Source organism: Kribbella sp. NPDC059898, assembly GCF_042730855.1.
Classification (GTDB): domain Bacteria; phylum Actinomycetota; class Actinomycetes; order Propionibacteriales; family Kribbellaceae; genus Kribbella.
In genome coordinates, this window is the sequence record NZ_JBHWKR010000003.1 from 280058 (window position 1) to 305018 (window position 24961).

Sequence of the window (24961 nt, forward strand, 5' to 3'; positions counted from 1 at the left end):
AAGCTCCGGGTATTAGGGTCAGCCGGCTAAGTGGGACCAACGCCTGGTGAGTTCGGACCATGGGCCGACTGCGGCGATCTCGCCGTCGACCAGTACGACCACGCGATCCGCCTGCGCCAGCGCAGCCCGTTTTGAGGTTGCGCCGATGACCGTTGCGTGGCGTTCTCGTAGCGACTTCCACAGTTCGATCTCGGTGGCGGCGTCCAGGGCGCTGGAGACGTCGTCGGCCAGCAGCAACTCCGCATCCGTCGCCAGGGCGCGGGCAAGGGCGAGCCGTTGGACCTGACCGCCGGAGAGTCGTACGCCGCGATGCCCGACCAGCGCGTCCTCGCCGCCCGCATCAGCGACGTCCGCGTCCAGGCGCGCACCCGCAACCGGACCCTCGAACGCGCGCGCGTGCCCGAGCCGTACGTTGTCCGCGAACGTGCCGGACAGCACCCGGGGGACCTGCGCAACATGAGCGACCTGGCCCGGCCGCAGGAACAGCTGTGGATCGTCGACGACTTCGCCGTTCCAACGCAGCTGGCCGCGATGATCGATCAGTCCGGCCAGGGCGGAGAGCAGGCTGGACTTACCGGAACCGACCTGCCCGACCAACAGCACCAACTGCCCGGCCTCGACGGTCAGGTCGACGCCGGCGACGCCGATCGTGCCGTCGTCGTGGATCGCGCTGAGGTCGATCAGGTCCAACCGACGCAGCCGGGTCCGGGGGACCGGCTCGGGTCCGGGCGCGATGCCGGCGACCAGGTCGACACCGGGCGGCAGGTCCATCAGGTCGGTTCCGCCGGCGAAACGGCTGGTCTCGGCCTGCCAGGCCCGGGTACCCGGCGCGTCCGTGACGACCGAGCTCGCGACCCGTCCGAAGTAGTCGAAGCCGTTGACCGCATTGGCGACCAGCAGCGCCGTGGCCAGGCTCCAGACGTGACCCGTGTACGCCGCCCACGCCGCCACCACGCCGACCTGCACCACCACGACAGGGATGCCGTCGAGGCAGGCTTGCACCCGGTGTTCCCGTACCGCGGCCTCCACCCGGCCGCCGTCGACGTACCGCAAATGAGCGTGCACCTGCGGCGTCGCGGCTGCCAACTTGATCGTCCGCGCCGCCTCCAGTGCGGACACGAGCGCGCGGCCGAACCGGGCTCGGGCGGCCGATGCCGCGGCCGCCGATCGACCGGCGACGGGTCGGCCGGCAGCCGACGCCAGCGCCGATGAGAGCATCACGGCCAGCAGTACGGCGCCTGCCAGCCAAGTGCCACCGAGCAGGGCGGTGACCACCGCGATCACCAGGGCGTTGATGAAGTCGATCCAGCGGTCGCCGTAGCTGATGATCCGCTGGGCATCCATGGAGCGGGCGACCACCTCGCCCGGCGGCGTACGCGGGAGTCGCTGCTGCCTGGTCTGACCGAAGAGCACGGACATCCGCGTCCGCAGCATCACCTCCGCCGCACGGCGCGGATACCGCCTGAGGCCTTCGGCCAACAGCAGAGGGGCAGCGAGCAGGGTCCCCGCCAGGGCTACCGCGAGCCACCACGGTGCGCGCCCGTGTTGCAGGGCTTCGACGACATGGCCCCACACCACGCCGGTCATCGCTCCTTGCGCGCCGGTCAGGCCCGCGAACAGGAACATCAGCGCGCCGATCACGCTCCATTCCGGACGGATCAGCAGCACATGAACGACGCCGCGGGCGAGACTCGGTCCGGTGCCGAGATCGACACGTGTTGGCGGTACGCCGGTACGGCGCCGACCTCCGACCGGGGCGTCGATCGTACGTTCCGGCTCGTGATACGCGGGTTCGGAAGCGCTGGCCAGCAGGAGTTCCCGGAACGGTCCGGGGGAGAGGGCCAGCTCGGCACGAACCCCCTGCTGGACGACCCGGCCATGATCGAGTACGGCGACCAGCGGTGCTCGGGCGATCGTCGAGAGCCGGTGGGCGATCAGAACGCCCGTACGGCCGGACAGCAGGCGGTCCGATGCGGCGATCACGAGCCGCTCGGTGAGCGGATCCATCCGCGCGGTGGCTTCGTCGAGGATCACCACCCTGACGTCGCGGACCAGTAGTCGGGCGAACGCGACCAGTTGTTCCTCCCCGGCCGACAACGACGTACCACCCGGGCCGAGCAGCGTGTCGAAGCCCTCCGGCAGGCCTGCCACCCAGTCGGTCAGCCCGAGTTCCACCACGGCCGCCTCGATGACCGACCTCGGCAGGTCGTCGTTGAACAGGGCGATGTTCTCCGCGAGGCTGCCGGCAAGGATCTCCGTCTTCTGCGTGACCACACCGACTGCCGCGCGCAGCTTCTGCAGATCAAGCTCGCCGATATCGTGACCGGCCAGGAACACGCTGCCCGGCGGCGGCTCGACGGCTCGTGAGATCAGTGACGCCAGGGTCGACTTGCCGGAGCCCGTACGTCCGACCAGGGCGATGGTCTGACCGTCCAGTACCCGCAGGTCGATGTCGCGGAGGGCGAAGGTGCCCTCGGCGTACGAGAAGTTCAGGTCGCGAATCTCGAGGTCCATCGGGCCATCCAATTCGAGCCCACCCTCCGGTTCGGGTTCGGCGGCCAGCAGCTGCCGCAGCCGGATAATCGCGCCGAGACCGGCCTGCAGAGCGGGCAGGTTGTTAGCCAGCGTCGCGATCTGTCCGACGAAGGTCGAGGTGACCAGGAACAGGGTCACCAACCGTGCCACGGAGAGGTGGCTGTCGACGGCCAGGGCGATCCCGGCAACGCTGATCGCTGCGAGCAGGCCATGCAACAGCACACCGGCCCGACGCGCGATCCGGCTGTCCACAGAGACCCTCGAGTTGAACTTCTCGTGCACCACGGCCGAGAGCCGGGCAACCCTGAGCAGGACGTGCGCCTGGCCCAGGCTCGTCCGCAGATCGTCCCGGCCGGCGATGCCTTCCTCGAGTACGGCGGTGTGATCGGTCCAGGCCATCTCCTCGACGACCTTCCGTCCGGCGAGCTCGGCCAGGAGCTTGCGAACGGCGTACCAGGTGACCACGGCCAGCACCGGGAAGAGCACCGCCGCCGGCCACCAGGTCGCCCCGGCAACGATCCACATCGGGATCGTGCCGAGGAGGATCCCCGCCAGCATCCACACCTGGGACCGCAGCAGAGCACCAACCTCGTGCGTGTCGTCGTCGACCCGGTCCAAGATCTCACCGACGGCTTGCTCACTCAGAACGGCCAGCGGCTGCCGGATCGCGGCCTGCAGCACGTCCTCACGAAGCCGGCCTTCGACCCTGTCGGCCATACCGACCCAAACGACCTTGCCGACGCTGTTGATCACGGCACCGCCGACAACACACACCATCAGCAATCCAACCAACCGCCAGTTGGGTCCCGCAGCCACGCGCCCGGCGACAACACTGCCCAGCGCAGAACCCACGGATGCAACCGCGGCCGCCACGAGCGCCACCACAGAGCCCGAGCCACGAAGCCGCGCCAAAAGTTCGGTCATCAACCCGAAACCCTAGGCCGCCACCCGAACAGAATCAGCTGCTTTTCGAGTCCCTACGGCGCAGCGGCTCCGCGGCAGTGCCAGCGTACGACCGAATACTCTGCGTATTGGCCCCACCGCAAGGCTCGACGCCTCGCGCCTCGGCGACAGCTACCTCTTGACGGCTGGGACTCGGGAGACGGACTCTCAAGACGTCGGTCCAGGGCTGGGGGCGGATGGCTTTGCCCGACATTGCAAGGGGGCATTGACGTACGCACCTGATCTCCGACGCGGCCGCGACCGTGACCGTGAGCCCAGCGTTAGGAGCGTCCCATGTTCGGTAAACCCGTACGGCGTCGGCTTGTCATGGCCGTCGTCTCCATCTGCGCCGTCATCCTTCCTGTCGCCGCAGGTTCGAGCGCGTCGGCAACCACTGCCGGCCCAGTCGCTTGGCATGTCCAGGTCGGCGCGGAGACGCCCGACATGGCGGTGACCGCGATGGCGTTCCTTCCCAAGAACGTCTGGATCAATGCAGGCGACACAGTCCAGTGGACGTCCAGCAGCGCCGAGCCGCACACCGTCACCTTCCTTGCGCCGGGGACGGCACTGCCGGAGTTCGACCCGTTCGACGCGCACGACACCAGCCTTCAGGGCTCCTCGGTCTACGACGGCACTGGGTACCACAACTCCGGCATCATGGCCACCCAGCCGATCTTCGTCTTCACCAACCCCGCGGCCACGTACCACCTGACCTTCACGAAGACGGGCGACTTCACCTACTACTGTCTCCTGCACGGCCTGATGATGACCGGCACGGTGCACGTCCGTCCCGCCGGCACTGCCTACCCGTACACCCAGCAGGACTACAACCGGGTGGGTACGCAGCAAGCCCACGCCAAACTGTTCGACGGCCGCACCGCGTGGCGCGAGGCCCGGCAGTCCCAATCCACCACGGGCTCCAGCGTGCAGGTCGCGGTGGAAGGAGATGGCTTCGGAGTGATGCGGTTCGTGCGTGACCATCTCGTGGTGCATGTGGGCACGACCGTCTCGTTCTTCGTGGCCGGGCCAGGCGCACCGCACACGGTGACCTTCGGCCATGAGCCGCCCGGGCTCGCCATCCTTGCCCCGTCCGGCGACCCGACCCAGTACGCCGGCGGGGACCTGAACAGCGGCGTCCTCACGCCGGGAGCACCGTTCAAGGTCACCTTCACCACAACGGGCAGTTTCCACTACATCTGCGCCATCCATGACGACATGGGCATGGTCGGCGACGTGGTGGTCGTGCCCTGACCAGCGCGGCCGAGTGCACGACGTCACCGCCCCAGCCGCGAACATCGTGCACTCGGCCGCACGCGGAGATCGCTCAGCGACGCGGTAGGTTACATGGCTGTCCCGGCCTATCTGTTGCCTGAGAGGTGTGGCCCCATGTCCACGATCAGTAACGCCGAGGCGATCGCAGCGTGGTCGGCGATGCCGACTGACGCGATTGAGGCGTACGACGATCAGGGCGACTTTCCCAAGCGCCACTTGATGAACGGGAACCTGCTCCGGATGCTGGGGCCCGTCGACGGTCGGAAAGTCCTCGACGCAGGCAGTGGCGAGGGGTATCTGAGCCGGCTGTTGGCCGCACGCGGAGCTGAAGTCGTTGGTGTGGAGCCAGCTGCCGCTCTGCTGGCGCGCGCTCAGAAGCTCGAGCAGGAGCGGCAGCAGGGGATCAGGTTCGTGCAGGCTGATCTCTCGTCGTTGCCGGAGGTTGGTCAGCCGTTCGATGCGGTCGTCTGCAGCATGGTGCTGCTCGCCATACCCGCCTGGCAGTCGGCGATGGCAGCGTGCGTCGGCGCACTCAAGCCGGGCGGCCGGTTCGTGTTCTCGATCACTCATCCGGCGTTCGAGAACCTCTACCCAACGTGGCGGGATCACGGCCATTACCAACTCGACCGGTACCTGGATGAGTACGAGATGCCAGCGGGCTACGCACCCGATTTCCACCGCCCGCTGTCGGCGTACATCAACGAGGTCGCCGGTCTCGGATGTCGCGTGATTGAACTGTGCGAACCCCGACTTGATCCACAGGTCGCACGGGACAGCGGAATCGACGCGATCGAGTCGTACGTCGCCCTGCCGAACTTCCTGATCGTCAGCACCGAACGCGACAGGTGACCGCCGTCCGCGGACGGCGTGGCCTCGCGCAAAACCATTGGTGCCCGGTTTCGCTCCACTGATGGACTGACCTCCCACCGTGAGTCTGCCGCGTGCGAACGCTCGCGTCCTCGACTGTTCGTGCGGAACCGGACAGCTGGCGGTTGGCCTAGCCGGCCGTGGCATGCAGGTTGTCGCAACTGACGCCAGCAGAGCGATGGTTCGTCGGACTGCAGAGTTGTCGGAGGAGTTCGGGGCATCCGTCCAGGCTCTGCGGGCGAACTGGGAAGAGTTGCCCGACCATTTCGAGGACGGCACGTTCGACATGGTGTTCTGTGTTGGCAACTCGCTTCACCATGCCGCGGGCGCGACAGGCAGGGGAGCTGCTCTGGAGTCGATGTCACGTCTCCTGCGCCCTGGCGGACGTTTGGTACTCACATCCGCACGTGGGAACTCGTGCGGGTCAGAGGTTCCCGGCTCGACATCAGCGACCGACTCGTTCGCCGGAACGGTCGCGATGCCGTCGTGATCTACCGCTGGGAGATCGCACCGAATTGGGACGAAGAGCACCACATCGAGATTGCGATCGCCCAGGTTGATGCGAGTGGGCCGGTCCTTGTCCGCTCCGAAGTGCTGTCCTGCTGGCCCTACCGGTACGAGGAACTCCAAGCCGAACTCCAGCGCGCCGGACTCCGAACGGAAGTAGGCACATCCGAACTGCCGCGCTTGAACTAAGGGGGGAGGTGTGAAAACGTATTGGTGGGCGGGAGAGTTCCATCTTCTCTCCGTTCCCCTTCACACACATTCACTGTTGAAGGGAACTTCGAAGATGACTCATTCGCCACGTGAAGCTGCGCTGGCTTGGGCGTGCGGTGTCCTGGGTGCCGGCAGGAGCCAGCTTTCCGTCGAAAGCCTAGGTCGCGGCGACCACCGCCCGCCTGGCACGTTCCGCCTGAGATTCGAAGGGCCGCCGGCTCAGGCCACGGACGTGATCTTGAAGGTACCCGTCCGGGGCTGGATCGCCGCCGCGTGGCTGATCACGAACGCCCGAGCCCTTCAGCTGGCCGAGACCCATGGCATGGCCGCGCCGCGGCTTGTCGCCGCCGATTTCGGCGGGCGGGGGAGCGGAACCGTCACCACCCTGGAGACCTTCCTGTCCGGCAGCGCCGATTTCCCGCCGACGGCTTCGGTCGCCCGGCTCCGGGAAGGAGGAGCCGCCCTTGCCAGGGTCCACGCCTTCACCATGGAGGCTCAGGCCCACCTGCCGTACCGCCCTCGGCCGTGCGCCGTTGACGACCTCGCCGACGAACGCCGGCGAGGCTCGATGCCGACCACTTCTCTTCTGCGACGGGCCGACGAGCGGGTCAGGTCGCACGGTGTGCCCGCGTCCGCGTCGGTGTTCGTGCATGGCGACGTCTGGGCCGGCAACATGCTCTGGGAGGGAGATCGTTGCGTCGCGCTGATCGACTGGAAGACGGCCGGCGTCGGCGATCCGGGGGTCGATCTCGGCAGCCTGCGGATGCAGATGGCCCTTCAGTACGGCCAGGACGCCCCGCCCCATGTGTTGGAGGGCTGGCAGCAACAGGCCGGTCGGGCGGCAACGTCTGTCCCGTACTGGGATGCGGTAGCCGCGCTCAACACGCCGACTGTGATGCACTGCTTCCCGGGGTTCGCTGACGACGGCAGCCCGCTGGACGCAGCGGCCATCACCGAACGCCGCGACGCATTCCTCTCCGCCGCACTCGATCAGTTACCCCTGCGAAGCAGTCGAGGTGACTGATTCATCTGGTGCGCTACAGAGGCACTAGTTGACATAATGTCCATTATCGGCGATTAAGTAGGACCTCCGATCGCTGCCTCTTCATGCCCTTCGGCTGCCGTAGTGTGGCGCTGTGTGCAGCCGAAGTCGTGCAACGCTAGCTGCAGCGATTGCGGCCGCCTTCGTCGCCACCGTGGGCTGCGTGCCCGAGCCTGACGTTGAGGTCACGAGCGGGACTGTCGAGAGTCGAGAGTTCAGCGACCACGTCAAGTACTACGACCTCGACCTGCCTCCGGACGTCAGAGCCCTCGAATGGGTACAGCTCCGCGACTGGGATAGCAACCAGATCTACCTGCGCTTCTCCACCGATCGCGCCGGATTGGCAAAGCTTCTCGTGGCCTATCGGCTCACCAGGGGCGCTCTGAAGCCCACACCTTCGTCTTCGTCGCCGGCTCTGCCAATGGAATCCGCCTGGGACCAGGAGTTGCCCTCCAGGTTCATCCAGTGGCAGCCGAGCACGTGGTCAGCGTCCCGAACGATCGATCAAGTCGGGGACACGAACTCGGACGGGCTGACCCTGTCCGTGGACCTCTTGGTCGACCGTCCCGCCGCTGAACGACCCGACGTCTTCATCCACATCGTTCAGTCCTAGCGTCCGGATTTGCCGCATTCCGCGCGGTCCTGCCCTTGAGCGCTGGCTAGGGTCCCATCGTGACGTTCGAGTTCGATCTTGTCGCGGAAGGCGGCGAGCTTCGGTTCGCAGAGCACGGATTCGAGAGGATTCGCTTCCTCTTGTCGGAGTTCCAGCCGGCAACACGTGTGACCTTCGAAGGCGAGCCACCGATCCGGATCAGAGTTCGGGCTCACGGCCAACCCATGAGCATCGCGCCAGGGTTGCTGGCCCAGGTCGAGGAACTGCCTCAAGGGTGAAGAAGATGAACCCGATGAAGTGGGTGGGGTCGGACTCACTCGGGGGTAGCAGCTCGGGCGGCGTGTCCGGTGACACCGGTGGCTCGCTGATCGCAGAAATCCTGAAGCCCGCGGCATTGAACGACTCCGACATTGCGCTCAGCGAGCGGTACCAGATCGTGAGTGTTGCGGAGACGCCGTCGAAGTCGTACTCCTCCGTGTTCGGCACGGTCGCGAAGTAGTCGGCGTCGGGGTTCAGCACCGGCGTGATAGCCGGGTGGTTGACCACCACGACCACCACGACCAGCCGACCACCGGGCCGCAGGATCCGGCGCAGTTCGGTCAGCGGGCCCGACCAGTCCTCGAAGTAGTGCAACACGAGCACGGCCAACGCATCGTCGAAGGCCGCGTTGTCGTACGGAAGCGGCAGGGTCAGGTCGGCGACCTTCAGATCGGCGTCGTCTCCGAGCCGCTCCCGGGCAAGCCGGATCATCGCAGGGCTCGCGTCGAACCCAGCCACGCTCGCTCCTCGCTGCCGTAGGTCGGCGACGAGCGGACCTGAACCGCAGCCGGCGTCCAAGATCCGGCGCCCGGCGACGTCACCCAACAGGTCGAGAACCGCCGGCCGGGCGTACCACCGGTTGAACAGGCCGTTCTCGTTGGCGCTCGCATACGCCTCGGCAAAGCTGTCGTAGTGGTCCGGCTGCTGCTCGGCGATGTGCGCCTCGGAGGTCATGCCGAGACAGTGTGCCAGGTCCGATGCAAGGAAGGAGCCACCGTCTTCGATCTTGTCGCCGACGACCAGCGAGCTCGGTTCGAGGAGCGCGGATTCGCTTCCTCCTTTCGGAGTTCCAGCCGGCGCTACAGGTGACCTTGGATGGCTCTCCCCGACCCGGATCAGAGTCCAGGCTCACGGCCAACCCGTGACTATCGCGCCTGGCTTGCTGGCAAGGATCGAGAAGCTTGCTGGAACGACACTGCGGTTCGAGATGCGGACCTGACTCGAATCGACCGCAGCGAGGCTCCCCCGGCGACCGAAACTCCCCCGGAGCTCTTGCCCAACGAGGTCGGGGCGCTCCATCGATCGACACGCCATCGACTCCGCGGCCACCCGAACGCCACGCCGTTGACTCAGCGAAGGCGTACAGCCGGTACGTCGCTGCTGGCCGGCGCAGCTGACCCGGGCGCATGCCATGCTCCGCAGATGGAGCGAGTCGTGAACATTTCGGCGGACGAACTGGTGGCGGAGCGTCCGGAGGCGGCGTCCGAAGATGTCCACTTCACCCAGGCGCTCGTCCGTGAAGTGCTGGAGCGGCATTCGTCTCTTGGGGACGTCGTCCTGGATCCCTTCGCCGGCTATGGCACAACACTGGTCGTCAGCGATCAGATGGGCCGGAAACCGATCGGCGTCGAACTGCTGCCAGAGCGAGCGAAGCTCATCAGGCAGCGGCTCGGTTCGAACGGCGTGGTCATCGAAGGGGATGCGCGACAGCTCGATCGGCTCGAGATCGGGCAGGTGGATCTTTGTCTGACGTCACCGCCGTACATGAGCGCTGTCGACCATCCTCAGAACCCGCTCACGGGCTTCTCGACCCTGGACGGTGACTACTCGACGTACCTGGACGAGTTGCTGAGTGTGTTCCTGGCCGTCAAGGACTGCCTGCGAGACGCCGGCTACCTGGTGATCAACGCCGCGAACATCCGAACGGGTGATGTCGTTACTCCGTTGGCGTGGGACATCGCGCACATCCTGCGACCCCACCTCGCCTTCCGTGGCGAGACGTACCTTCAATGGGACCGCCCGCTCGACTTCATCAGCGGTGACTACTGCCTCGTCTTTCAGAAGCTCAGTTAACGACAACAGCCTCTACAACGCCTATTACGCGCGGCCGGAACTGCTTCGGCTGGCGGGCGACGTGTCGGGCCTTCGGGTGCTCGACGTTGGATGCGGCGCCGGACCGTTGAGTAAGCAGTTGCAGGACAAGGGTGCCGATGTCTCGGGGTTCGACGGTAGTGCCGCGATGATCGAGTTGGTGCGGCAACGATTGGGCGATGACGTCGACCTGAAGGTTGCGGACCTGGCTACCCTACGGCGACGGCGAGTTCGACCTGGTGGTTGCGTCTCTGGTCCTGCACTACCTCACGGACTGGGCGCGGCCGCTTGCCGAGTTGCGGAGGGTCCTGAAACCAGGAGGGCGGCTGGTCACCGTGTACGCCGTGGGCCATTCGGACGCCGACTACTACGCGCTCACCCAGTACTCCGACGACTACGAGATAGACGGCCAGACGGTGTGGATGACCTACTGGCACCGTCCCCTGCGCGCCGTCTTGAACGCCTTCATCGACGCAGGCTTCCGCATCTCGAAGGTGAGCGAGCCACCGCCGGCGGCCGATACTCCCCCAGAGCTCGAGCCGAACGAGGACGGGCGGTCGTTCATCTGCTTCCTCTTTCTCGAACTTACGTTTGCGTGACGCTACTCCTGTGCTCACCAGTTCAGCTGGTGGCTACGGTGCTCCCATGGATGAGGTGACGATTCGGCCAGCCAGCCTGCCTGAGGATCTTGACCAGATCTGCGAGCTGTACGCCGAGACGGTCGACTGGCACGCGGAGAACTGGCCGGACGACTTCCGGAAGGTCGACGTACGCGAATCCGTACGCGAAGACCTGTCTCGTGCCGATGGAACCAGCGGGCTGTATCTCTTCGTCGCCGAGGCTGAGGGCGGCAGGATCGCTGGGCTCGTGGCCGCTCGGACGGCTGGAAGAGTTGGCGCGTCAGGACGAGGTCGTCGCGATCACGCTGCAGGTACACAGTCAGAACGAAAGAGCCGGAAGCTTCTACCAACAGCAAGGCTTTCGGCCGGTCCAGGTCGAGATGCGGAAAGACATCACGCCCTGACCCGGGCGAGTTTTAGGGAGCGTGTGTCTCATGAGTGAGCAGTTCTACTCGGACGCGAGGTTGTACGACCGGTTGTTTCCTGGCGGCGAGCAGGCTGTCGACTTCTACCGGGCGGAGGCCGAGCGGCGGGGTGGGCGGGTTCTGGAGCTTGGGTGTGGCACCGGGCAGAAGTTGATCCCGATTGCGTTGGACGGGCGTCCGTGCACGGGTCTGGAGCTTTCGCCGGAGATGCTGGCTGAGGCTCGGCGGAAGGCGAGCGAGCGCGGCGTGGAGATCGAGTGGGTGCAGGGCGACATGCGCGAGTTCGACCTGGGAAGGACCTTTGATCTCGTGTTCATCGCCGCCAATTCGCTGCTCCATCTGCAGGAAGTCGAGGACCTGGTGAGCTGCTTCCGGTCGGTGCGAAAGCATCTCGCGCCTGGGGCGCGGCTCGTCTTTGACGTGTTCAACCCGAGCGTGCGCATGCTCGCGGAGGCGGACGGCGTTCGGCGCAGACGCGAGGCGTTGTCGTACGTGGATCCCGATCGTGGCGTGGTGCATGTCGATGTCGCGGAGACCTACGACGCGGCCGCGCAGGTGACGCGCGGCAGGTGGTACTTCTCGACCGATTCTCGGGCCGACTTCGTGGTTGCGCCGCTCGAGATTCGGAGCATCTTTCCCCAGGAATTGCCGTTGCTGCTGTCGCTGGGCGGTCTCCGGGTGGTCGAACGCTTCGGCGACTTGGCCCGTACGCCGTTCGCCGCCGACTCCGCGCTTCAACTCTACGTCTGCGAACCGGACTGCTGAATCTTCTCGAGCATCAGCGTGGCGACCTGTCGTGGCTCTTCGCCGTCGACTGTGACGACGATGTCGCCGACGCCGCGCGCGGTCATCATCTGGTGCAGTTCGACGCTGCGGTGAAGGTGCCAGGTCAGGGATTCGCCGGACTCTCGGTGGCGTAGGCGTTCGTGGACACGCGCGAGTGGAACATCCAGGCGGAGGACGACTATGACGGCACCAGGGATCGCGGCTTCGTAGGTGCTGCGGTGCTCGGGGGTTCGACGATGTCGGTCAGGAGCAGCCAGTGGGCTCCGTGTTCGGCGAAGTTGGGCCAGATGGCGCTGAGGTTGGTCAGTCCGAGTCGGGTGTGGAACGGGTCGTCCGGATCGTTTGCCCGCACCGACGGGGCAGGTAATCACAACCACGACAGGCGACACCCTTCCACGTTGGTACTCCCCCGGCGGTTAGTGGACGCCTGGGGCGACGGTGAGGGTGCCTGCTGTTGGGTTGATTGTTGCCTGGGTGCCGAGGGGGACGGTGGCGGGTTGGGGGCCGTGGCCGATGGGGAGGCCGCCGAGGATTGGGACGTTGAGGTTTGACAGGCGGTCGCGGAGGACGTCGAGTACGGTCCAGCCGTTGATGAGGTCGTTCTCGAAGCCGGTGAGCTGGCCTATGGCGACGCCGCGGAGGCCGTCGAGTAGGCCTGATCTCATCAGTTGGGTCAGTTGGCGGTCGACCACGCCGAGACCTGTGCCGTGGTTCTCCTCCATGAGGAGGATGCCACCGTCCAGGCTGCACAGATCGACGCCGATGGAGCAGCGGAGGGTGTCGAGGTTGCCGCCCATCAGGAAGCCTGTCGCAGCGTCGCCTTCGGTCAGGACGGCGCTCAGCTCGTTGGGATCCTGCCGTACGACGATCTCGTCCGTGGCCATGAGCGCCCGGCGTAAGGCTTCGGCGCAGTCGGGACCACAGTTGGGTTCGTACCAGCTCATCGAAGGTCCGTGGATTCGGACCAGGCCGGCGTACTTCCACAGGGCGAGGTGCAGGGCGGTGATGTCGCTGAAGCCGATCAGTGGCTTCGGGTCGCGGCGTACGGCGTCGAAGTCGAGGCCGTCGGCGATGCGGTAGGAGCCTTTGCCGCCGCGGGTGGCGAAGACCGCGCGTACTCCCGGATCGCGGAACGCGTCGTTGAGGTCGGCCAGGCGGTCCTCGTCGGTGCCGGCCAGGTAGCCGTGGGTGTCGAAGGCGTGGTCGCCGAGCTCGACCTGGAGGCCCCAGTTCGTGACGAGGTCGATGCCTTTGGCCACCAGTTCGCGGTCGGGCGTGCTGGCTGGGGAGACGAAACGGACGCGGTCACCGGGATTCAGGCGCGGTGGGCGAAGTGTCATGGTCCGGAAGTCTGGCACTGACCTCCGACAGGCGATCACGGCCGATGGACGAAGCCGAGGTAGTCCGCCCCAGCCGGTCCTGGACGTGAGGTTCCGTCTCGGGTCCAGCCGTGTCGCTCGTAGAACCGGATGGCACGGGAGTTCCGCTCCCAGACGTCCACCTCGCCGACAGCGTCGGTCTGGCGTGCGATAGCGACGAAGCGTTCCATCAGGGCGCTGCCGACGCCGTTCGACCATTGGCCGGGCTCGACGAAGATCCCGACCAGCCGGACGCGTGTTTCGTCAGGCGCATTGGTCGGGTACGCCCCGTTGGCATCCAGCGTGATCACGCCGACGATGTCGTCGCCCGAGACCGCTACCAGGACGTCGAGTCGAGGATCCTCGACCATCTTTCGCCATGCCGAGCGGTACTGCGCATCGGGAACCGCTGCCACATCATGCCCGCCGGCGCCGTAGTACGCGGCCCGTGACCGGGCGTGCAGCTCCGCCAGCGCATCGCCTTCGCAAGCTGTTGCTTCCCGGATCAACGGCGTACCTGATAGCGCAGGTGAAGTACCCGGTTCCCTTGGATCACCGCGTCCGGATCCGACAGCAGGTGCTGGGCGTCGACCGAGCCGAAGTAGCGTTTGCCGGAGCCGAACACGACGGGTACGACGTCCATCCGCACCTCGTCGACCAGGCCCGCGGCAAGCGCCTGTCCCCCGACGTCGCCGGCGGCGATCTCGACCAGGCGGTTCCCCGCAAGCTCCTGAGCCTTCGCCACGGCCGCCTCGATGCCGTCGACGAAGTGGAACGGCGCCTCGTGGTCCCAGCCGTCGGGCGCCGGCCGGTGCGTCACGACGACCACGTGATCGACCCCGGCCGGAGGCGTACCGTCCCAGCCGTCGGTCAGGTCGAAGACGTGGCGCCCGGCGACTGTCACGCCGATCTGGTCCCAGTAGGGGCGGATGTAGTCGTACGACGTCTGCGACACCCTCAGTACGCCGCTGTCGTCCAACGGGACGTCACCGCTGGTCAGCCATTCGAACAGCGGTCCGGGCTGGTCGTTCTCGTCCGCGACGAAACCGTCGACCGACACCGAGCCGTACATGACGACCTTGCCCACGGAGTACTCCTCTGCTGTTCGGATGCCCTCAAAGTAGCGTGTCGTGGGTTGTCGTTCTTGTAAGAAATCAATCGGCCGGCAGCGGCCAGCTGTCCAGGACGTGGCCGGGATGTTCGCGCAGGAACCTCTGCCGGACTTCGACATACCGCGTCGGCGTGAGACCGGTGAACTCGCGGAACTCGTGACCGAAGTGGGCCTGGTCGAAGTAGCCCGCTCCCCCGGCGACCTCGCCCCAGTCGATCGGTACGGCGGGGTCGATCGCGAGCACTGTGGTGGCGAAGCGGTACGTACGGGCGAGCCGTTTCGGCGTCACGCCGACGAGTTCCTTGAACCGTTGCGCGAGGTGGGTGCTGCTGACGCCGGCAGCCGAGCTCAGGTCGCCGATCGCCACTGCCCCGCCCGCCGTCGCGATGAGGCTGCTCATATGGCGGACCAGTCCGAGGCCGGCGGTCTCGCACAGCCGTCGCATCAGCTCTTCCTCGAGCAACGTGAGCATCTCGTGCGGTTCGTACGCCGTGGACAGTCGGTCTCGTAGCTCAGCAACGGCGGGACGGCCCCAGATCTGCTCCAGCGTCACCGGCCGGTCGCAGAGTTCGGCCGCTGGCATCGGCAGGAACGGCGCCAGACCCCACGCCTTGAGGTGCACGCCGACAGACCGGGTCTCCGCGGGGTATCCGAATTCGAACGCGCGGGTCGGCGTGGTGATCACGCAGCCGTCGGCGTACTCGGAAGTCTCCAGGTCGGCGCCGGCGCGGATCCGAAACGGTGCACCGAGGTTGACGATGAGCAGCGCGCCCGGCATCGGCGGCAGTATCAGGCGGGCGTACGGCGGTGTTCCCTCCAGGTAGTAGAGGTCGTCGATCAGCCCGTCCAGCGGCGGCCGCGGGACTCGGGACACGTACTCCACGCGTACAGGATGCCAGCAGCGTCAGTATCCGCGGGCGCCGTCGAGTTGCTCACGCAAGATGTCCAGGTGACCGAGGTGGCGGGCCGTCTCCTCGATGAGGTGGGTGAGGATCCATCGCACCGATACCGGGGTGAACTGCGGTGGCGTGAACTCCTGCATCGCGTCGAGGGTCAGTCCTGCGACGATTCGCCGTGACTGCGCGCACTCGGTCTCGTAGTCGCTCACCAGGTCGGCGATCGCGCGACCGACGGGCTGCCAGCCGCCGTCGGGTTGTCGCGCGAAGGGTTCGTTGGCGAGGGAGGGGAAGCTGCCGGCGAACCAGTCGTGTTCGGTCTGTCGTAGATGCGAGACGACACCGGCGACCGTCATCAGTGGGGACGTGTCGAGCAAGGCGCGGTCAGCCAGGTCGGGCGGGAGGCCGTCCACCTTTCGGCGTACTGTCGCTCGTTGCCAGTCGAGGAAGCCGGTCAGCACGCCACGCTCGTCAGCGGCACCGTCGGGAAACGCACGCTTCACCTGGGGCAGTCTTGCATGCCGCGGGTGTCGGTGGGCGTGTTTAGAGTGCGGTGCATGATTCGGATTGCGGTGGCTGCGCTGGTGCGTGATGGGCTTGTGCTGTTGGTGCATCGGCACCCGGAGCGGCAGGTGTATCCGGACTGCTGGGATCTCGTCGGCGGGCATGTCGAGCCGGGCGAGTCGCCTGCGGAGGCCGTACGCCGAGAGTGCCTGGAGGAGCTCGGCGTCGGGATCCACGTGCCGCTGCCTGTCGCCTACAAGGTGGCCGATCCGAAGCTCGACATGCGGGCCTTCCTCGTCACCCGCTGGGACGGTGAACCTGTCAACGCGGCCCCTGACGAACACGACGACCTCTGCTGGTTCCGACCCGACCAGCTCACGACGCTGAACCTTGCCCACCCAGCCAGCCTCTCGAGCATCCGGAACGCCATCAGATCAGATCCTTCCGCAGCAGGGTGATCCGGGTTTCGTACCGGGTCACGGACCCGTCGGGCGCCTGCTGATTCCAGGAGGCGAGCTCGCTGCCGGTCACCGCGTAGCCGAGGCGCTCGTACAACCTCCGCGGCCGCGAGTTGTTGTCATCGACACCCAGTTCGACCCACCGAAGTCCTCGGTCCCGCGGACCGCGACCGGTACGTCGGACGGTGGGCATACGGCCAGGTAGTCGATCTCGCCGAGCTGGGCTCGGTGGATGGCTTCCGCCAGGTACGTGATGTCCGTCGTGGTGCCATACGACGTCAGGTCGCGGATGGTGAGTGCAGGTACAACCTGGTCCATGGGGGCAGCTTGGCAGGGAATTGGTTCGTCGGGGGGTGGGTGAGGCGGTAGCCTCGGAGGCATGGTTGCGGCGCGGCGAATGATGGGACCCCTGGTGGGTCTTTTCGTCGTGCGCTGAAGTCAGCCTGTCGAGTCCCACGGTGGTGGGGCTCGGCGTGATGTGGGCCTTCCTGCCGATGTGTCAGGAAGGACACCCATTCGTGTACATCACCACGGCACTCCCCTATGTGAACGCCGCTCCGCACCTCGGGCATGCGCTCGAGTTCGTGCAGGCTGACGTGCTCGCGCGACATCGGAGGCTGCGCGGGGAGCCGGTTCGCTTTCTGTCTGGTACCGACGATCATGCGTTGAAGAACGTGCTGGCCGCCCGCACCGCCGGCAAGCCAGTGGCTGAGTTCGTCCACAGCGCGGCCGACAGGTTCCAGGCGCTTCAGGAGGTACTGGATCTCAGCTGCGACGACTACATCCGTACGTCGTCCGACCCGCGACACCGTCCTGGCGTCGAATACCTCTGGGAGCGCTGCGCAGCCGCAGGCGACTTCTACCAGCACACCTACACAGGCCTGTACTGCGTCGGCTGCGAGCAGTTCTACGAGGCCGACGCGCTGGCCGACGGCGTCTGTCCGGAGCACGGCGTACGGCCTGAGAAGGTGACGGAGACCAACTGGTTCTTCTGCCTCTCCCGGTACGGCGACCGGATCAAGGAGGCGATCACCTCCGGCGCGCTCACGATCAACCCGCCCCAGAAGCGCAACGAAGTACTCGCGTTCATCGGCAACGGACTGCAGGACTTCAGCGTCTCCCGGCCGGCGGATCGCGCGGGTGGATGGGGCATACCTGTCCCCCACGACCCCACCCAGGTGATCTACGTCTGGTGGGACGCGCTCACGAACTACATCACCGCCCTCGGTGTCGACCGCGAGTCCGAGGACTACAAGACCTGGTGGGCCGGCGACGGTGAACGAGTGCACGTGATCGGCAAGGGCATCACCCGCTTTCACGCCGTGTACTGGATCGGCCTGCTGCTGTCCGCTCGCCTGCCGCTCCCGACGACGATTCACGTCCACGACTACGTCAACGTCGGCGGCGCCAAGCTCTCGAAGAGCACTGGGAACGTCGTCGATCCAGTCGAGCTGGTCAACGCGTACGGCGTGGACGCCCTGCGCTGGTGGATCACCCGCGAGGTCCCGCTCCTCGGCGACACCGAGTTCACCGTCGAACGTCTGGTCCAGGCCTACAACACCGACCTGGCCAACGGGATCGGGAACCTCTCCAGCCGTACGGCGACCTTGCTGCACAGGTACTACGACGGACTCCTCGACAACGACGACCAACCCGTCATCGAGCCGACGTGGAGCACCGTCGACCTCGACACCGCCCGCGCCGCTCTCCCGTCGAACATCGACAGCGCCCTGAGCACCGCCGACTTCCGGACGGCAACCGCCCACCTGGTTGCCACCGTCAACATCGCCAACCAACTCCTCAACGCGGCAGAACCGTGGAAGGCGCTGAAGGACCCGGACAGCGACAAGCACCAGATCCATCGTCTCCTCAGCCACGTCGCGCAGGCATGCCGCACGATCGCGAGGGAGCTCACCCCCTTCTGCCCGACCGGCGCCGTCCAGTCGGGCGACACGGTGGTCTTCCAACGCCTCCCCTGATGGATCAGGAAGCCTCGAGCACGAAGAAGATGAAGCTGATGAAGCGCGGGCGCTGCACGTGCTTCAACTCGTCGGGGATCAGGTCCCGCGGGGTGTCGGGGTCGATCGGCGGTTCGGTGATCGACGCGACCCGGAAGCCGGCGGCGTTGAACGAGTCGATCATCGTCTGGAGCGGGCGGTGCCAGTTCGTGTAGACGACGGTGCGGCCGTCGTGTTCGGCGTCGTACGTGAACTCGACGACGTCGAAGTACTCGCCGTCCGGGTTCAGCGCGGTGTACAGGATCGGGTGGTTGACCGACAGGATCAGGCGGCCGCCGGGCTTCAGGACGCGGCGCAGTTCGGCGAGCGGCTTGGTCCAGTCCTCGAGGTAGTGCAGGACCAGCGACGCGACGACGTCGTCGAACGCCGCGTCGTCGTACGGGAGCGGCTCGGCGAGGTCGCCGGCGGTGAGGTCGATGGCGTCGCCGAGACGGCGGCGGGCGAGGTCGAGCATGGCGGTGCTCTGGTCGAAGCCGGTCATGATCGCGCCCTTGTCGCGGAGCGCGGCCGACAGCGGGCCGGAGCCGCAGCCGACGTCGAGGATGCGGCGGCCGGTGACCTCGCCGGCGAGGTTGAGCATGGCCGGGCGTTCGTAGTGGCCGTTGAGCAGATTGGTCTCGTTGTCCGTGGAGTACGCCTCGGCGAACTCGTTGTAATCGGTCGTCGGCATCACTCGATCCAACAGCACCTGGTCGGTCCTGTCGAGAAAACCGGAGGCCCGGCCGCGGGTTGTCGGGCATGCTGTGCGGATGAGTGAGACACCGGATCTTGGTCCTGTGCCGGAGCGCATCGAGGTCGAGGCGGCGCAGGTACGCCGGCTCGTGGCCGAGCAGTTCCCCCGCTGGGCGGAGCTCGCCGTACGGCCGGTGGCCGACGGCGGCTGGGACAACCGGACGTTTCACCTGGGTACCGACCTGATCGTGCGGCTGCCGAGCGCGGCCGAGTACGCGCAGGCGGTCGAGAAGGAGCACCGGTGGCTCCCGGTGCTCGCTCCGCTGCTGCCGTTGCCGATCCCGGTGCCGCTGGCGCTGGGTGAGCCGACGGCGGAGTACCCGTATCCGTGGTCGATCTACCAGTGGATCGACGGTCTGACCGCGAGTGCGGACCGGATCGCCGATCCGGTGCGGTTCGCGCTCGATTTGGCCGGTTTCCTGGTCGCGCTGCAGAGCGTCGACGCCGGCGACGGACCTCAGCCGGGCATTCACAACTGGTACCGCGGCGGCACGCTGCGCACGTACGACAAGAACACCCAAGCCGCCCTCGCCGAAGACGAACTCGCCGGCCAGGTCGACGTCGAGCTGGCGCGGGAGATCTGGGCGAACTCGCTCGACGCACCCTGGGATCAGGTGGACCGCTGGTTCCACGGAGACATCGCCGAAGGGAACCTGCTGCTGAACGACGGGCAGTTGTCCGCGGTGATCGACTTCGGGACCTGCGGAGTCGGCGATCCGGCGTGCGACCTCGCGATCGCCTGGACCTTGCTGAGCGCCGACGGCCGGCAGGCGTTCCGGGATCGGCTGGCGGTGGACGATCCGACCTGGGCGCGCGGCCGCGGCTGGGCGCTCTGGAAGGCACTCGCCACGTATCGCTCCACGTACGACGATCCCAAGGAAGCGGCGCCGGCCAAGCAGGTCCTGGACGAGATCTTCACCGAGTACCAGGACCGCTGACGTGGAGTATCCGTTGACGGAGGCGCGACGTGACGCGGTACTCGACGGCCTGGCGGGCGTCTGGGGACATCGGCCGGTCGTCGTCGATGCGCAGCAGGTCGGTCACGAGTGGGCGCCGGTGACCCGGCTGGTGTTCGAGCACGACGAGCCCGTCATCGTGAAGACGCGGCGGGTGGACGGCGAGGGTCACGGCGGGCCGGCGTACCTGCGGCGTGAGGTCGCCGGGCTGCGCACCGCCGAGAGGAGCGGCGTCGCTGCGCAGGTGCTGCTGACCGACGACCGGGCCGGCGTTGTCGTCCAGTCGGATCTCGGCAGCTGGCCGACGCTGGAGACGGTGCTGCTCGGCGAGGACCCGGATCGCGCCGCCGGCGCGATGGTGGACTTCGCGCGGACGATCGGGCGGCTCCACGCCACGACGCGCGACCGTCGTACGGACCACGAACGGGCGCTCGCGGAGTTCGGACCCGCCGACGTCACGACCGGCGAGGAGGCCGGGACCGGAGGTATCCACCGGTGGGCCGACGTCGAGATCGCCTGCGCGGACCTGGGGCTCCCGGACGCGCGGGGCGCACGGGACGACGTCGCCTTCGTACGGGCGCAGTTCGACGAGCCCGGCCCGTACGCCGCCCTAGCGCACCACGACCTCAACCCGACGAACGCGCTGGTGACCGACCACGGCGTACGGCTCGTCGACTTCGAGGGGGCGCGCTTCGGCCATCTGGGGTTCGACGTGTCGTTTTTGCACTACCCGTTCCCGCACTACAGCGCGCACTGGAGCACGTTGCCGGAAGCAATCATTCGGGCAGCGGACGACGCCTATCGCAGCGTCGTCACGCTGGACGGGCTCGACCAGGCGATCGCGGTCGGCGCGGCGGCGGGCCTCGCCAGCCGGGTGCTCCGCCTGCCGCTCGTTGCCCGCGACGACCAGACGGCCCACGACAGCTGGCGCCGGCGCGGGCAGATCGTCCAGCAGATCGGCGTGTTCGACCAGCTCGCCGACCGTGCCGGGATCCTGCCCGGCCTGGCGCGCTGGTCCCGCGAACTCGCGGCCGCGATGACGGCCCGCTGGCCCGACGCCGTCACTCCCCCGCCGCGCCTGTTCTCCGCCTTCGACCACTAAGGTGCCTTGTGATGCTGAGCTATCCCCTCCTCGATGTGCGTGTCAGTACGCCGCTGCTCGAACTGCGCGCCGCCACCGACGAACTGCTGGAGCAACTGGTGCCCGTGGTGCACGCCGGCAAGATGAAGGCGGAGCCGTCGCCGTACGACGATCCGATCGCGTTCCACGAGGACGACCCGGATCTCCGGGTGGCCAAGTGGTTGCGCGCGATGTGGCGTGGTCGCGGGATCGTTGAAGCCGACCGGTGGCGAATGAACTTCGTGGTGGTCGTCGACGGCGAGCCGGTCGGCATGCAGGACGTCATCGGCGTGAGCTTCTCGACGTTCGGGACCGTCACGTCGTTCTCCTGGCTGTCCGCCGACCACCGCGGTCGCGGGATCGGCACGGAGATGCGGCAGGCGATCCTGCACCTCGCGTTCGAGGGGCTCGGCGCGAAGGAGGCGGGCAGCGACGCGTTCGTCGACAACGTGGGGTCGAACGCGGTCTCACGGTCTCTCGGGTACGAGCCCAACGGGTTCGACTGGGCGACGCGCCGCGGCGAACCCGTCCTGCTCAACCAGTGGCGACTGACGCGGCAGACCTGGGAACAACGTCGCCGTGACGACATCGAACTCCACGGTGTCGAGGCCTGCCACGCCCTGCTGCCGTTGTCCTGAGCAACTACTCCGCGAGCCGCGCGGCGATCTCGGACTTGATCGTCTCGTGCAGCGCGTCGGACGTGAAGCCGAGACCGCGCAGGACCTGCGCCGCGCCGCTGTCCTCGACGCGGATCAGGCCGAGCAGCGTGTGTTCGGTGCCGACCCAGTCGTGCCCGAGTTCGCTCGCCGCGCGGAGCGTCTCCTTGATCGCCTCCTTGCTGTCCGGCCCGAACGCGATGTGCCCCGGCAGTGCCTTCGCCCCGGGGGCCGGCAGCGCCGCCACGACCGCGTCGTGAACCTGCTGACCGTCGGCCGTGAGTACGTCGTACGCGAGTCCTCTGGGCTCCGACAGCAGGCCGAGCAGGAGGTGTTCGGTGCCGATGAGGTCGTGCTTGTGGGTACGGGCGGCCTCCTGGGCGAGGACGATGCAGTGCCGGTTGAGGTTGGTGTACCGCGCGAAGACGTCGGACGTGCGCGCCCGTTCGGCGCTCTGGCCGGACACGCCGAGCGCGTCGCCGATCGCGCTCCACGACGCGCCGCCGAGCTTGGCCTCGCTGACGTAGTGGTCGACGAGTTGCTCGCCGAGGTCGGTCAGCGCGCGGGCGCGGCGGCGGGCCTCGGCGATCCGGGTGAGGTCGTCGGCGTCCGGGTGGTCCTCGTACAGGCCGGCGATCAGTTCGCCGAGGGTGATGGTCAGTGCGTCGGGTGCTGCCATGGTGTTGTCCTGTCCTTTGAGAAGGGCAACGAGAGAAGTGATGACCTCGCGGGCCGCGGACCGGTCCGCCTCGACGTGGCGCCAGTACGACAGCACCTCGTCGGCGGCGTCCTGCGGAGTGGCCGCGCGGATGATCGCGGCGATGCGCGGCAGCGGTACGGCGGCCGACCGGAGCCAGGCCACCAGACGCGCCTGGTCGACCTGGTCGTCGGTGTAGTACCGGTAGCCGTTGAACTGGTCGACCGCGGCGGGCGTGAGCAGGTCGAGTTCGTCGTACAAGCGGAGCGCCTTGGGGGTCAGCCCGGTGGCCCGCGCGAACTCGCCGATACTCAGCACGTCGGTCCTATCCTCTCGCCAGCGGCGCCGGATGCGCCTGACGCCGACCCTCGGCATTCCCCTAGGGTCAAGGTCAACTACGGCTGCGGTACTTGAGCAGGCCGTCGACGCCGCGTTGGAAGGTCTCGCAGATGGGGTCGGGGTCGGTGAGGCAGCCGGCCGTCATGGCGCCGTCGCGCAGCATGACGAAGTGCCGGGCGGCGGGCTCCGGGTCGGGCTTTTCGGTGGCGGTGAAGAGCTCGGTCATCGTCGTGAGGAACCAGCCACGGTGCTTCAGGACGGCCTGGTGCACGGGGTGATTCGGGTCGGGGTACTCCGCGGCGGCGTTCAGGAACGCACAGCCGCGGAACCCCTTGCTCTTGATGTCGCCGGCGATGTCCTCGGCGACCGCCCGGATCACGTCGTCGGGAGTCGGCTTGGCGGCGCGGGCGGCCTCCAGCCGGGCGCGCATCGAGTCGTCGGCCGCGGTCAGGTACGCGACGGTCAGGTCGTCCTTGCTCGGGAAATGCCGGTAGAGCGTGGCACGCGTGACCTGCGCCTCGGCGATCACCCGGTCAACCCCGACCGCATGGATCCCTTCGGCGTAGAACAGCCCGGTCGCCGTACTCAACAGCCGCATCCGCGCTTCCGACATCCACGTCCCCTTGTCCTCGACCAACCACCTCCGAGAATAGCAGATAGAACGATCTGTCTCGCACCGGGGATCTCGGCGGCTACTCAGTCAAGGATCAGCAGGTCCGCGAAGCCGCCGTCGACGGTGATCACGGCGCGGCCGGACGAACGCAGCGGGACCGGCACCAGCCGTCCGGTACGCCGGTCCACGCGCAGCAACTGCTTGCCGTGGGCAAAGGTCAACGTGATCTCCTGACGACCCCCGGCCGCGAACCCGCCGGTCGCGTCGAAGTCACCCGACGGGTTCGGCGCGATCAGCCCGTTCAGCACCATGAACGCGCGCCGCCCCGGCCGCCATCCGACTCCCGGCAACGGGCGGAACGACCCGATCAGCACGTCCCCCGGGTGCCCGTCGTTCGCGCCGCCGATGTCCCGCGAGCTCACGTCGACGATCCCGTCAGGGTCCGGCGTGAACGAGTCGATCCACTCCGGTTTCCGGTTCGGTACGACGGCGCCGGCCGGGTCGCGGTGTACGCCGGTGACGAAGTGCACGTCCTGGGTCAGCAGCCGCACCAGGTACGGCGAGAGCGTGCGGCTCTGCCGGACCATGTTCGCGAGCTGCCCGAACTGCGGCGAGTGGCTCCCGTCCGGCCGGTTCAGCAGGAACACGGCCGGGTCCAGCTCCCAGCGGAAGTACATCACCCAGCGCGCGCCCATCGTCCACGGCATGAAGTACAGGAACGCCAGCTCCGACTCCGACGGCACGTAGTTGTACGCGTCGTTCGCGCCGCCTTTGAAGCCCTGTGAGTAGTGCCCGAACGCGATCGGCCGGCGGTAGTCCCCGTCCAGCCCGGCGAGTGAGACCCGGCGGTAGTGCGCGATGTCGTCGTACGGGTCGGTGAGGTTCCCGGTCTCGTACGGCGCCGACGACTGGAAGTGGTACCAGTCCGTGGTCAGCAGATCCGGCTTCGCGTACTCGATGTACGTGTGCATCTGCGGCTCCGGCCACAGCACGCCGGTCTGGTTGTTGTGCACGAGTACGTCGTCACCGAGCTGCGTGCGGATCACACCGAACCATTGCCGCAGCCACTCGATCATCTGCTCGCTGTACTGCTCCTCGTCGCCGACGTTCAGCGTGAGCAAGTTCTTGGCGTTCGCGCGCTGCTCCGGGGTCCAGAGGATCTGCTCGCCCGGCGCCGGGCCGCGGTTGAGCGAGGCCCAGTTGTTGTCGTCGCGCGGGTACCCAGCGATGCCCCACGGCGTGTTCCGCGGCAGCGCGCTCATCAGCGCCGGGTTGTAGAAGTCGCGCTCGTAGAACGTCGGCTGCGTGAAGGACGACTGCAGCCACTCCGCGGCGGTCGGGGTGTACCGGCCGGTCTGCGGGGTCGTCACCCAGGCGCCGGTACTCAGGCCGCGCTGCAGGAACACGCGGTACGGGCGGGTGAGCTCGAGGGAGGGTACGGCGGCGTGGGCGGGAAGCGCGGTGGTGCCGGCGGCCGCGGTTGCCAGGGTCAGGCCGAGGAAGTCTCGTCGTCTCATGGCCGAGAATCCTCACTTGTCCTGACATGGAAGGCAA

The 24961-nt window shown here is 67.3% G+C and carries 25 protein-coding genes and 1 pseudogene; 14 read left to right on the forward strand and 12 right to left on the reverse strand.

Features of this window, described 5'->3' with window-relative positions:
• Nucleotides 1-18 precede the first annotated feature (18 nt).
• Nucleotides 19-3459 carry an ATP-binding cassette domain-containing protein gene (locus tag ACFV9C_RS11505; RefSeq protein ID WP_380192767.1) on the reverse strand — a complete coding sequence of 1147 codons (3441 nt, stop codon included), beginning with the start codon at nucleotides 3457-3459 and terminating at the stop codon, nucleotides 19-21.
• Nucleotides 3460-3771: 312 nt separating this feature from the next.
• Between ACFV9C_RS11505 and ACFV9C_RS11510 the strand changes: the two genes are divergently transcribed.
• From ACFV9C_RS11510 to ACFV9C_RS11530, 5 genes are all read left to right on the forward strand, one after another.
• Nucleotides 3772-4728, forward strand: a complete 957-nt coding sequence (locus ACFV9C_RS11510) for a plastocyanin/azurin family copper-binding protein (RefSeq protein ID WP_380192769.1) — start codon at nucleotides 3772-3774, stop codon at nucleotides 4726-4728.
• Nucleotides 4729-4821: 93 nt separating this feature from the next.
• Nucleotides 4822-5598, forward strand: coding sequence for a class I SAM-dependent methyltransferase (locus ACFV9C_RS11515; protein WP_380192770.1), 777 nt, complete (start codon nucleotides 4822-4824; stop codon nucleotides 5596-5598).
• Between the two features lie 79 nt (nucleotides 5599-5677).
• Nucleotides 5678-6106 carry a class I SAM-dependent methyltransferase gene (locus tag ACFV9C_RS11520; RefSeq protein WP_380192772.1) on the forward strand — a complete coding sequence of 143 codons (429 nt, stop codon included), beginning with the start codon at nucleotides 5678-5680 and terminating at the stop codon, nucleotides 6104-6106.
• Between the two features lie 459 nt (nucleotides 6107-6565).
• Nucleotides 6566-7357, forward strand: coding sequence for a phosphotransferase family protein (locus ACFV9C_RS11525; RefSeq protein WP_380192774.1), 792 nt, complete (start codon nucleotides 6566-6568; stop codon nucleotides 7355-7357).
• A 181-nt stretch (nucleotides 7358-7538) separates the two neighbouring features.
• The gene (locus tag ACFV9C_RS11530; RefSeq protein ID WP_380192776.1) at nucleotides 7539-7988 is read left to right on the forward strand and encodes a hypothetical protein; all 450 of its coding nucleotides are present in this window, start codon (nucleotides 7539-7541) and stop codon (nucleotides 7986-7988) included.
• Between the two features lie 198 nt (nucleotides 7989-8186).
• On the opposite strand, the gene ACFV9C_RS11535 is transcribed toward ACFV9C_RS11530, so the two are convergent.
• Nucleotides 8187-8981: a class I SAM-dependent methyltransferase gene (locus ACFV9C_RS11535; RefSeq protein ID WP_380192777.1), complete on the reverse strand. Its 795-nt coding sequence runs from the start codon at nucleotides 8979-8981 to the stop codon at nucleotides 8187-8189.
• Between the two features lie 141 nt (nucleotides 8982-9122).
• Here ACFV9C_RS11535 and ACFV9C_RS11540 point away from each other — a divergent pair, with 141 nt between their 5' ends.
• The 4 genes and pseudogenes from ACFV9C_RS11540 (at nucleotide 9123) to ACFV9C_RS11555 (ending at nucleotide 11928) form a co-directional block, all read left to right on the forward strand.
• Nucleotides 9123-10100: a DNA methyltransferase gene (locus ACFV9C_RS11540; RefSeq protein ID WP_380192778.1), complete on the forward strand. Its 978-nt coding sequence runs from the start codon at nucleotides 9123-9125 to the stop codon at nucleotides 10098-10100.
• A gap of 76 nt (nucleotides 10101-10176) precedes the next feature.
• Nucleotides 10177-10717 (forward strand): annotated as a pseudogene (locus ACFV9C_RS11545) (class I SAM-dependent methyltransferase).
• 46 nt (nucleotides 10718-10763) lie between these two features.
• Nucleotides 10764-11180: a GNAT family N-acetyltransferase gene (locus ACFV9C_RS11550; protein WP_380192779.1), complete on the forward strand. Its 417-nt coding sequence runs from the start codon at nucleotides 10764-10766 to the stop codon at nucleotides 11178-11180.
• Nucleotides 11173-11928, forward strand: coding sequence for a class I SAM-dependent DNA methyltransferase (locus ACFV9C_RS11555; RefSeq protein ID WP_380192781.1), 756 nt, complete (start codon nucleotides 11173-11175; stop codon nucleotides 11926-11928). Before ACFV9C_RS11550 ends, ACFV9C_RS11555 begins: the two co-directional genes overlap by 8 nt.
• 437 nt (nucleotides 11929-12365) lie before the next feature.
• Here the strand turns inward: ACFV9C_RS11555 and ACFV9C_RS11560 are convergent, their stop codons facing one another.
• The 5 genes from ACFV9C_RS11560 to ACFV9C_RS11580 all read right to left on the reverse strand — a co-directional run bounded on the left by ACFV9C_RS11560 (nucleotide 12366) and on the right by ACFV9C_RS11580 (nucleotide 15817).
• Nucleotides 12366-13289: an LD-carboxypeptidase gene (locus ACFV9C_RS11560; protein ID WP_380192782.1), complete on the reverse strand. Its 924-nt coding sequence runs from the start codon at nucleotides 13287-13289 to the stop codon at nucleotides 12366-12368.
• Between the two features lie 35 nt (nucleotides 13290-13324).
• The gene (locus tag ACFV9C_RS11565; protein ID WP_380192783.1) at nucleotides 13325-13816 is read right to left on the reverse strand and encodes a GNAT family N-acetyltransferase; all 492 of its coding nucleotides are present in this window, start codon (nucleotides 13814-13816) and stop codon (nucleotides 13325-13327) included.
• A complete protein-coding gene (locus ACFV9C_RS11570; RefSeq protein WP_380192784.1) occupies nucleotides 13813-14394 on the reverse strand; it encodes a dihydrofolate reductase family protein in 582 nt (193 codons plus the stop codon). The genes ACFV9C_RS11565 and ACFV9C_RS11570 overlap by 4 nt, the downstream gene beginning before the upstream one ends.
• Nucleotides 14395-14461: 67 nt before the next feature.
• Nucleotides 14462-15301: a helix-turn-helix domain-containing protein gene (locus ACFV9C_RS11575; RefSeq protein ID WP_380192786.1), complete on the reverse strand. Its 840-nt coding sequence runs from the start codon at nucleotides 15299-15301 to the stop codon at nucleotides 14462-14464.
• A gap of 21 nt (nucleotides 15302-15322) precedes the next feature.
• Complete coding sequence (locus ACFV9C_RS11580; protein ID WP_380192788.1) at nucleotides 15323-15817, reverse strand: DinB family protein; 495 nt, start codon at nucleotides 15815-15817, stop codon at nucleotides 15323-15325.
• Between the two features lie 54 nt (nucleotides 15818-15871).
• Between ACFV9C_RS11580 and ACFV9C_RS11585 the strand changes: the two genes are divergently transcribed.
• Nucleotides 15872-16276 carry an NUDIX domain-containing protein gene (locus ACFV9C_RS11585; protein ID WP_380192790.1) on the forward strand — a complete coding sequence of 135 codons (405 nt, stop codon included), beginning with the start codon at nucleotides 15872-15874 and terminating at the stop codon, nucleotides 16274-16276.
• A gap of 69 nt (nucleotides 16277-16345) precedes the next feature.
• Here ACFV9C_RS11585 and ACFV9C_RS11590 read toward each other — a convergent pair whose 3' ends face one another.
• Nucleotides 16346-16594 carry a hypothetical protein gene (locus ACFV9C_RS11590; protein ID WP_380192792.1) on the reverse strand — a complete coding sequence of 83 codons (249 nt, stop codon included), beginning with the start codon at nucleotides 16592-16594 and terminating at the stop codon, nucleotides 16346-16348.
• 200 nt (nucleotides 16595-16794) lie between these two features.
• Here ACFV9C_RS11590 and ACFV9C_RS11595 point away from each other — a divergent pair, with 200 nt between their 5' ends.
• The gene (locus ACFV9C_RS11595) at nucleotides 16795-18255 is read left to right on the forward strand and encodes a methionine--tRNA ligase (RefSeq protein ID WP_380192793.1); all 1461 of its coding nucleotides are present in this window, start codon (nucleotides 16795-16797) and stop codon (nucleotides 18253-18255) included.
• Nucleotides 18256-18259: 4 nt separating this feature from the next.
• Here the strand turns inward: ACFV9C_RS11595 and ACFV9C_RS11600 are convergent, their stop codons facing one another.
• A complete protein-coding gene (locus ACFV9C_RS11600; RefSeq protein ID WP_380192795.1) occupies nucleotides 18260-18964 on the reverse strand; it encodes a class I SAM-dependent methyltransferase in 705 nt (234 codons plus the stop codon).
• Nucleotides 18965-19043: 79 nt separating this feature from the next.
• Between ACFV9C_RS11600 and ACFV9C_RS11605 the strand changes: the two genes are divergently transcribed.
• From ACFV9C_RS11605 to ACFV9C_RS11615, 3 genes are read left to right on the forward strand one after another with little or no spacing between them, the layout of a single operon-like run.
• Nucleotides 19044-19964 carry an aminoglycoside phosphotransferase family protein gene (locus ACFV9C_RS11605; protein WP_380192797.1) on the forward strand — a complete coding sequence of 307 codons (921 nt, stop codon included), beginning with the start codon at nucleotides 19044-19046 and terminating at the stop codon, nucleotides 19962-19964.
• Between the two features lies 1 nt (nucleotide 19965).
• Entirely contained in the window at nucleotides 19966-21084 is a 1119-nt protein-coding gene (locus tag ACFV9C_RS11610) for a phosphotransferase family protein (RefSeq protein WP_380192798.1), read from the forward strand.
• 11 nt (nucleotides 21085-21095) lie between these two features.
• Nucleotides 21096-21740 carry a GNAT family N-acetyltransferase gene (locus ACFV9C_RS11615; RefSeq protein WP_380192800.1) on the forward strand — a complete coding sequence of 215 codons (645 nt, stop codon included), beginning with the start codon at nucleotides 21096-21098 and terminating at the stop codon, nucleotides 21738-21740.
• A 4-nt stretch (nucleotides 21741-21744) separates the two neighbouring features.
• Here ACFV9C_RS11615 and ACFV9C_RS11620 read toward each other — a convergent pair whose 3' ends face one another.
• The 3 genes from ACFV9C_RS11620 to ACFV9C_RS11630 form a co-directional block, all read right to left on the reverse strand.
• Nucleotides 21745-22773 (reverse strand): Clp protease N-terminal domain-containing protein, encoded by a 1029-nt coding sequence (locus ACFV9C_RS11620; RefSeq protein ID WP_380192801.1) that lies wholly within the window; start codon nucleotides 22771-22773, stop codon nucleotides 21745-21747.
• 73 nt (nucleotides 22774-22846) lie between these two features.
• Entirely contained in the window at nucleotides 22847-23407 is a 561-nt protein-coding gene (locus ACFV9C_RS11625; RefSeq protein WP_380192802.1) for a TetR/AcrR family transcriptional regulator, read from the reverse strand.
• A gap of 83 nt (nucleotides 23408-23490) precedes the next feature.
• Entirely contained in the window at nucleotides 23491-24924 is a 1434-nt protein-coding gene (locus ACFV9C_RS11630) for a hypothetical protein (RefSeq protein ID WP_380192804.1), read from the reverse strand.
• Nucleotides 24925-24961 lie beyond the last annotated feature (37 nt).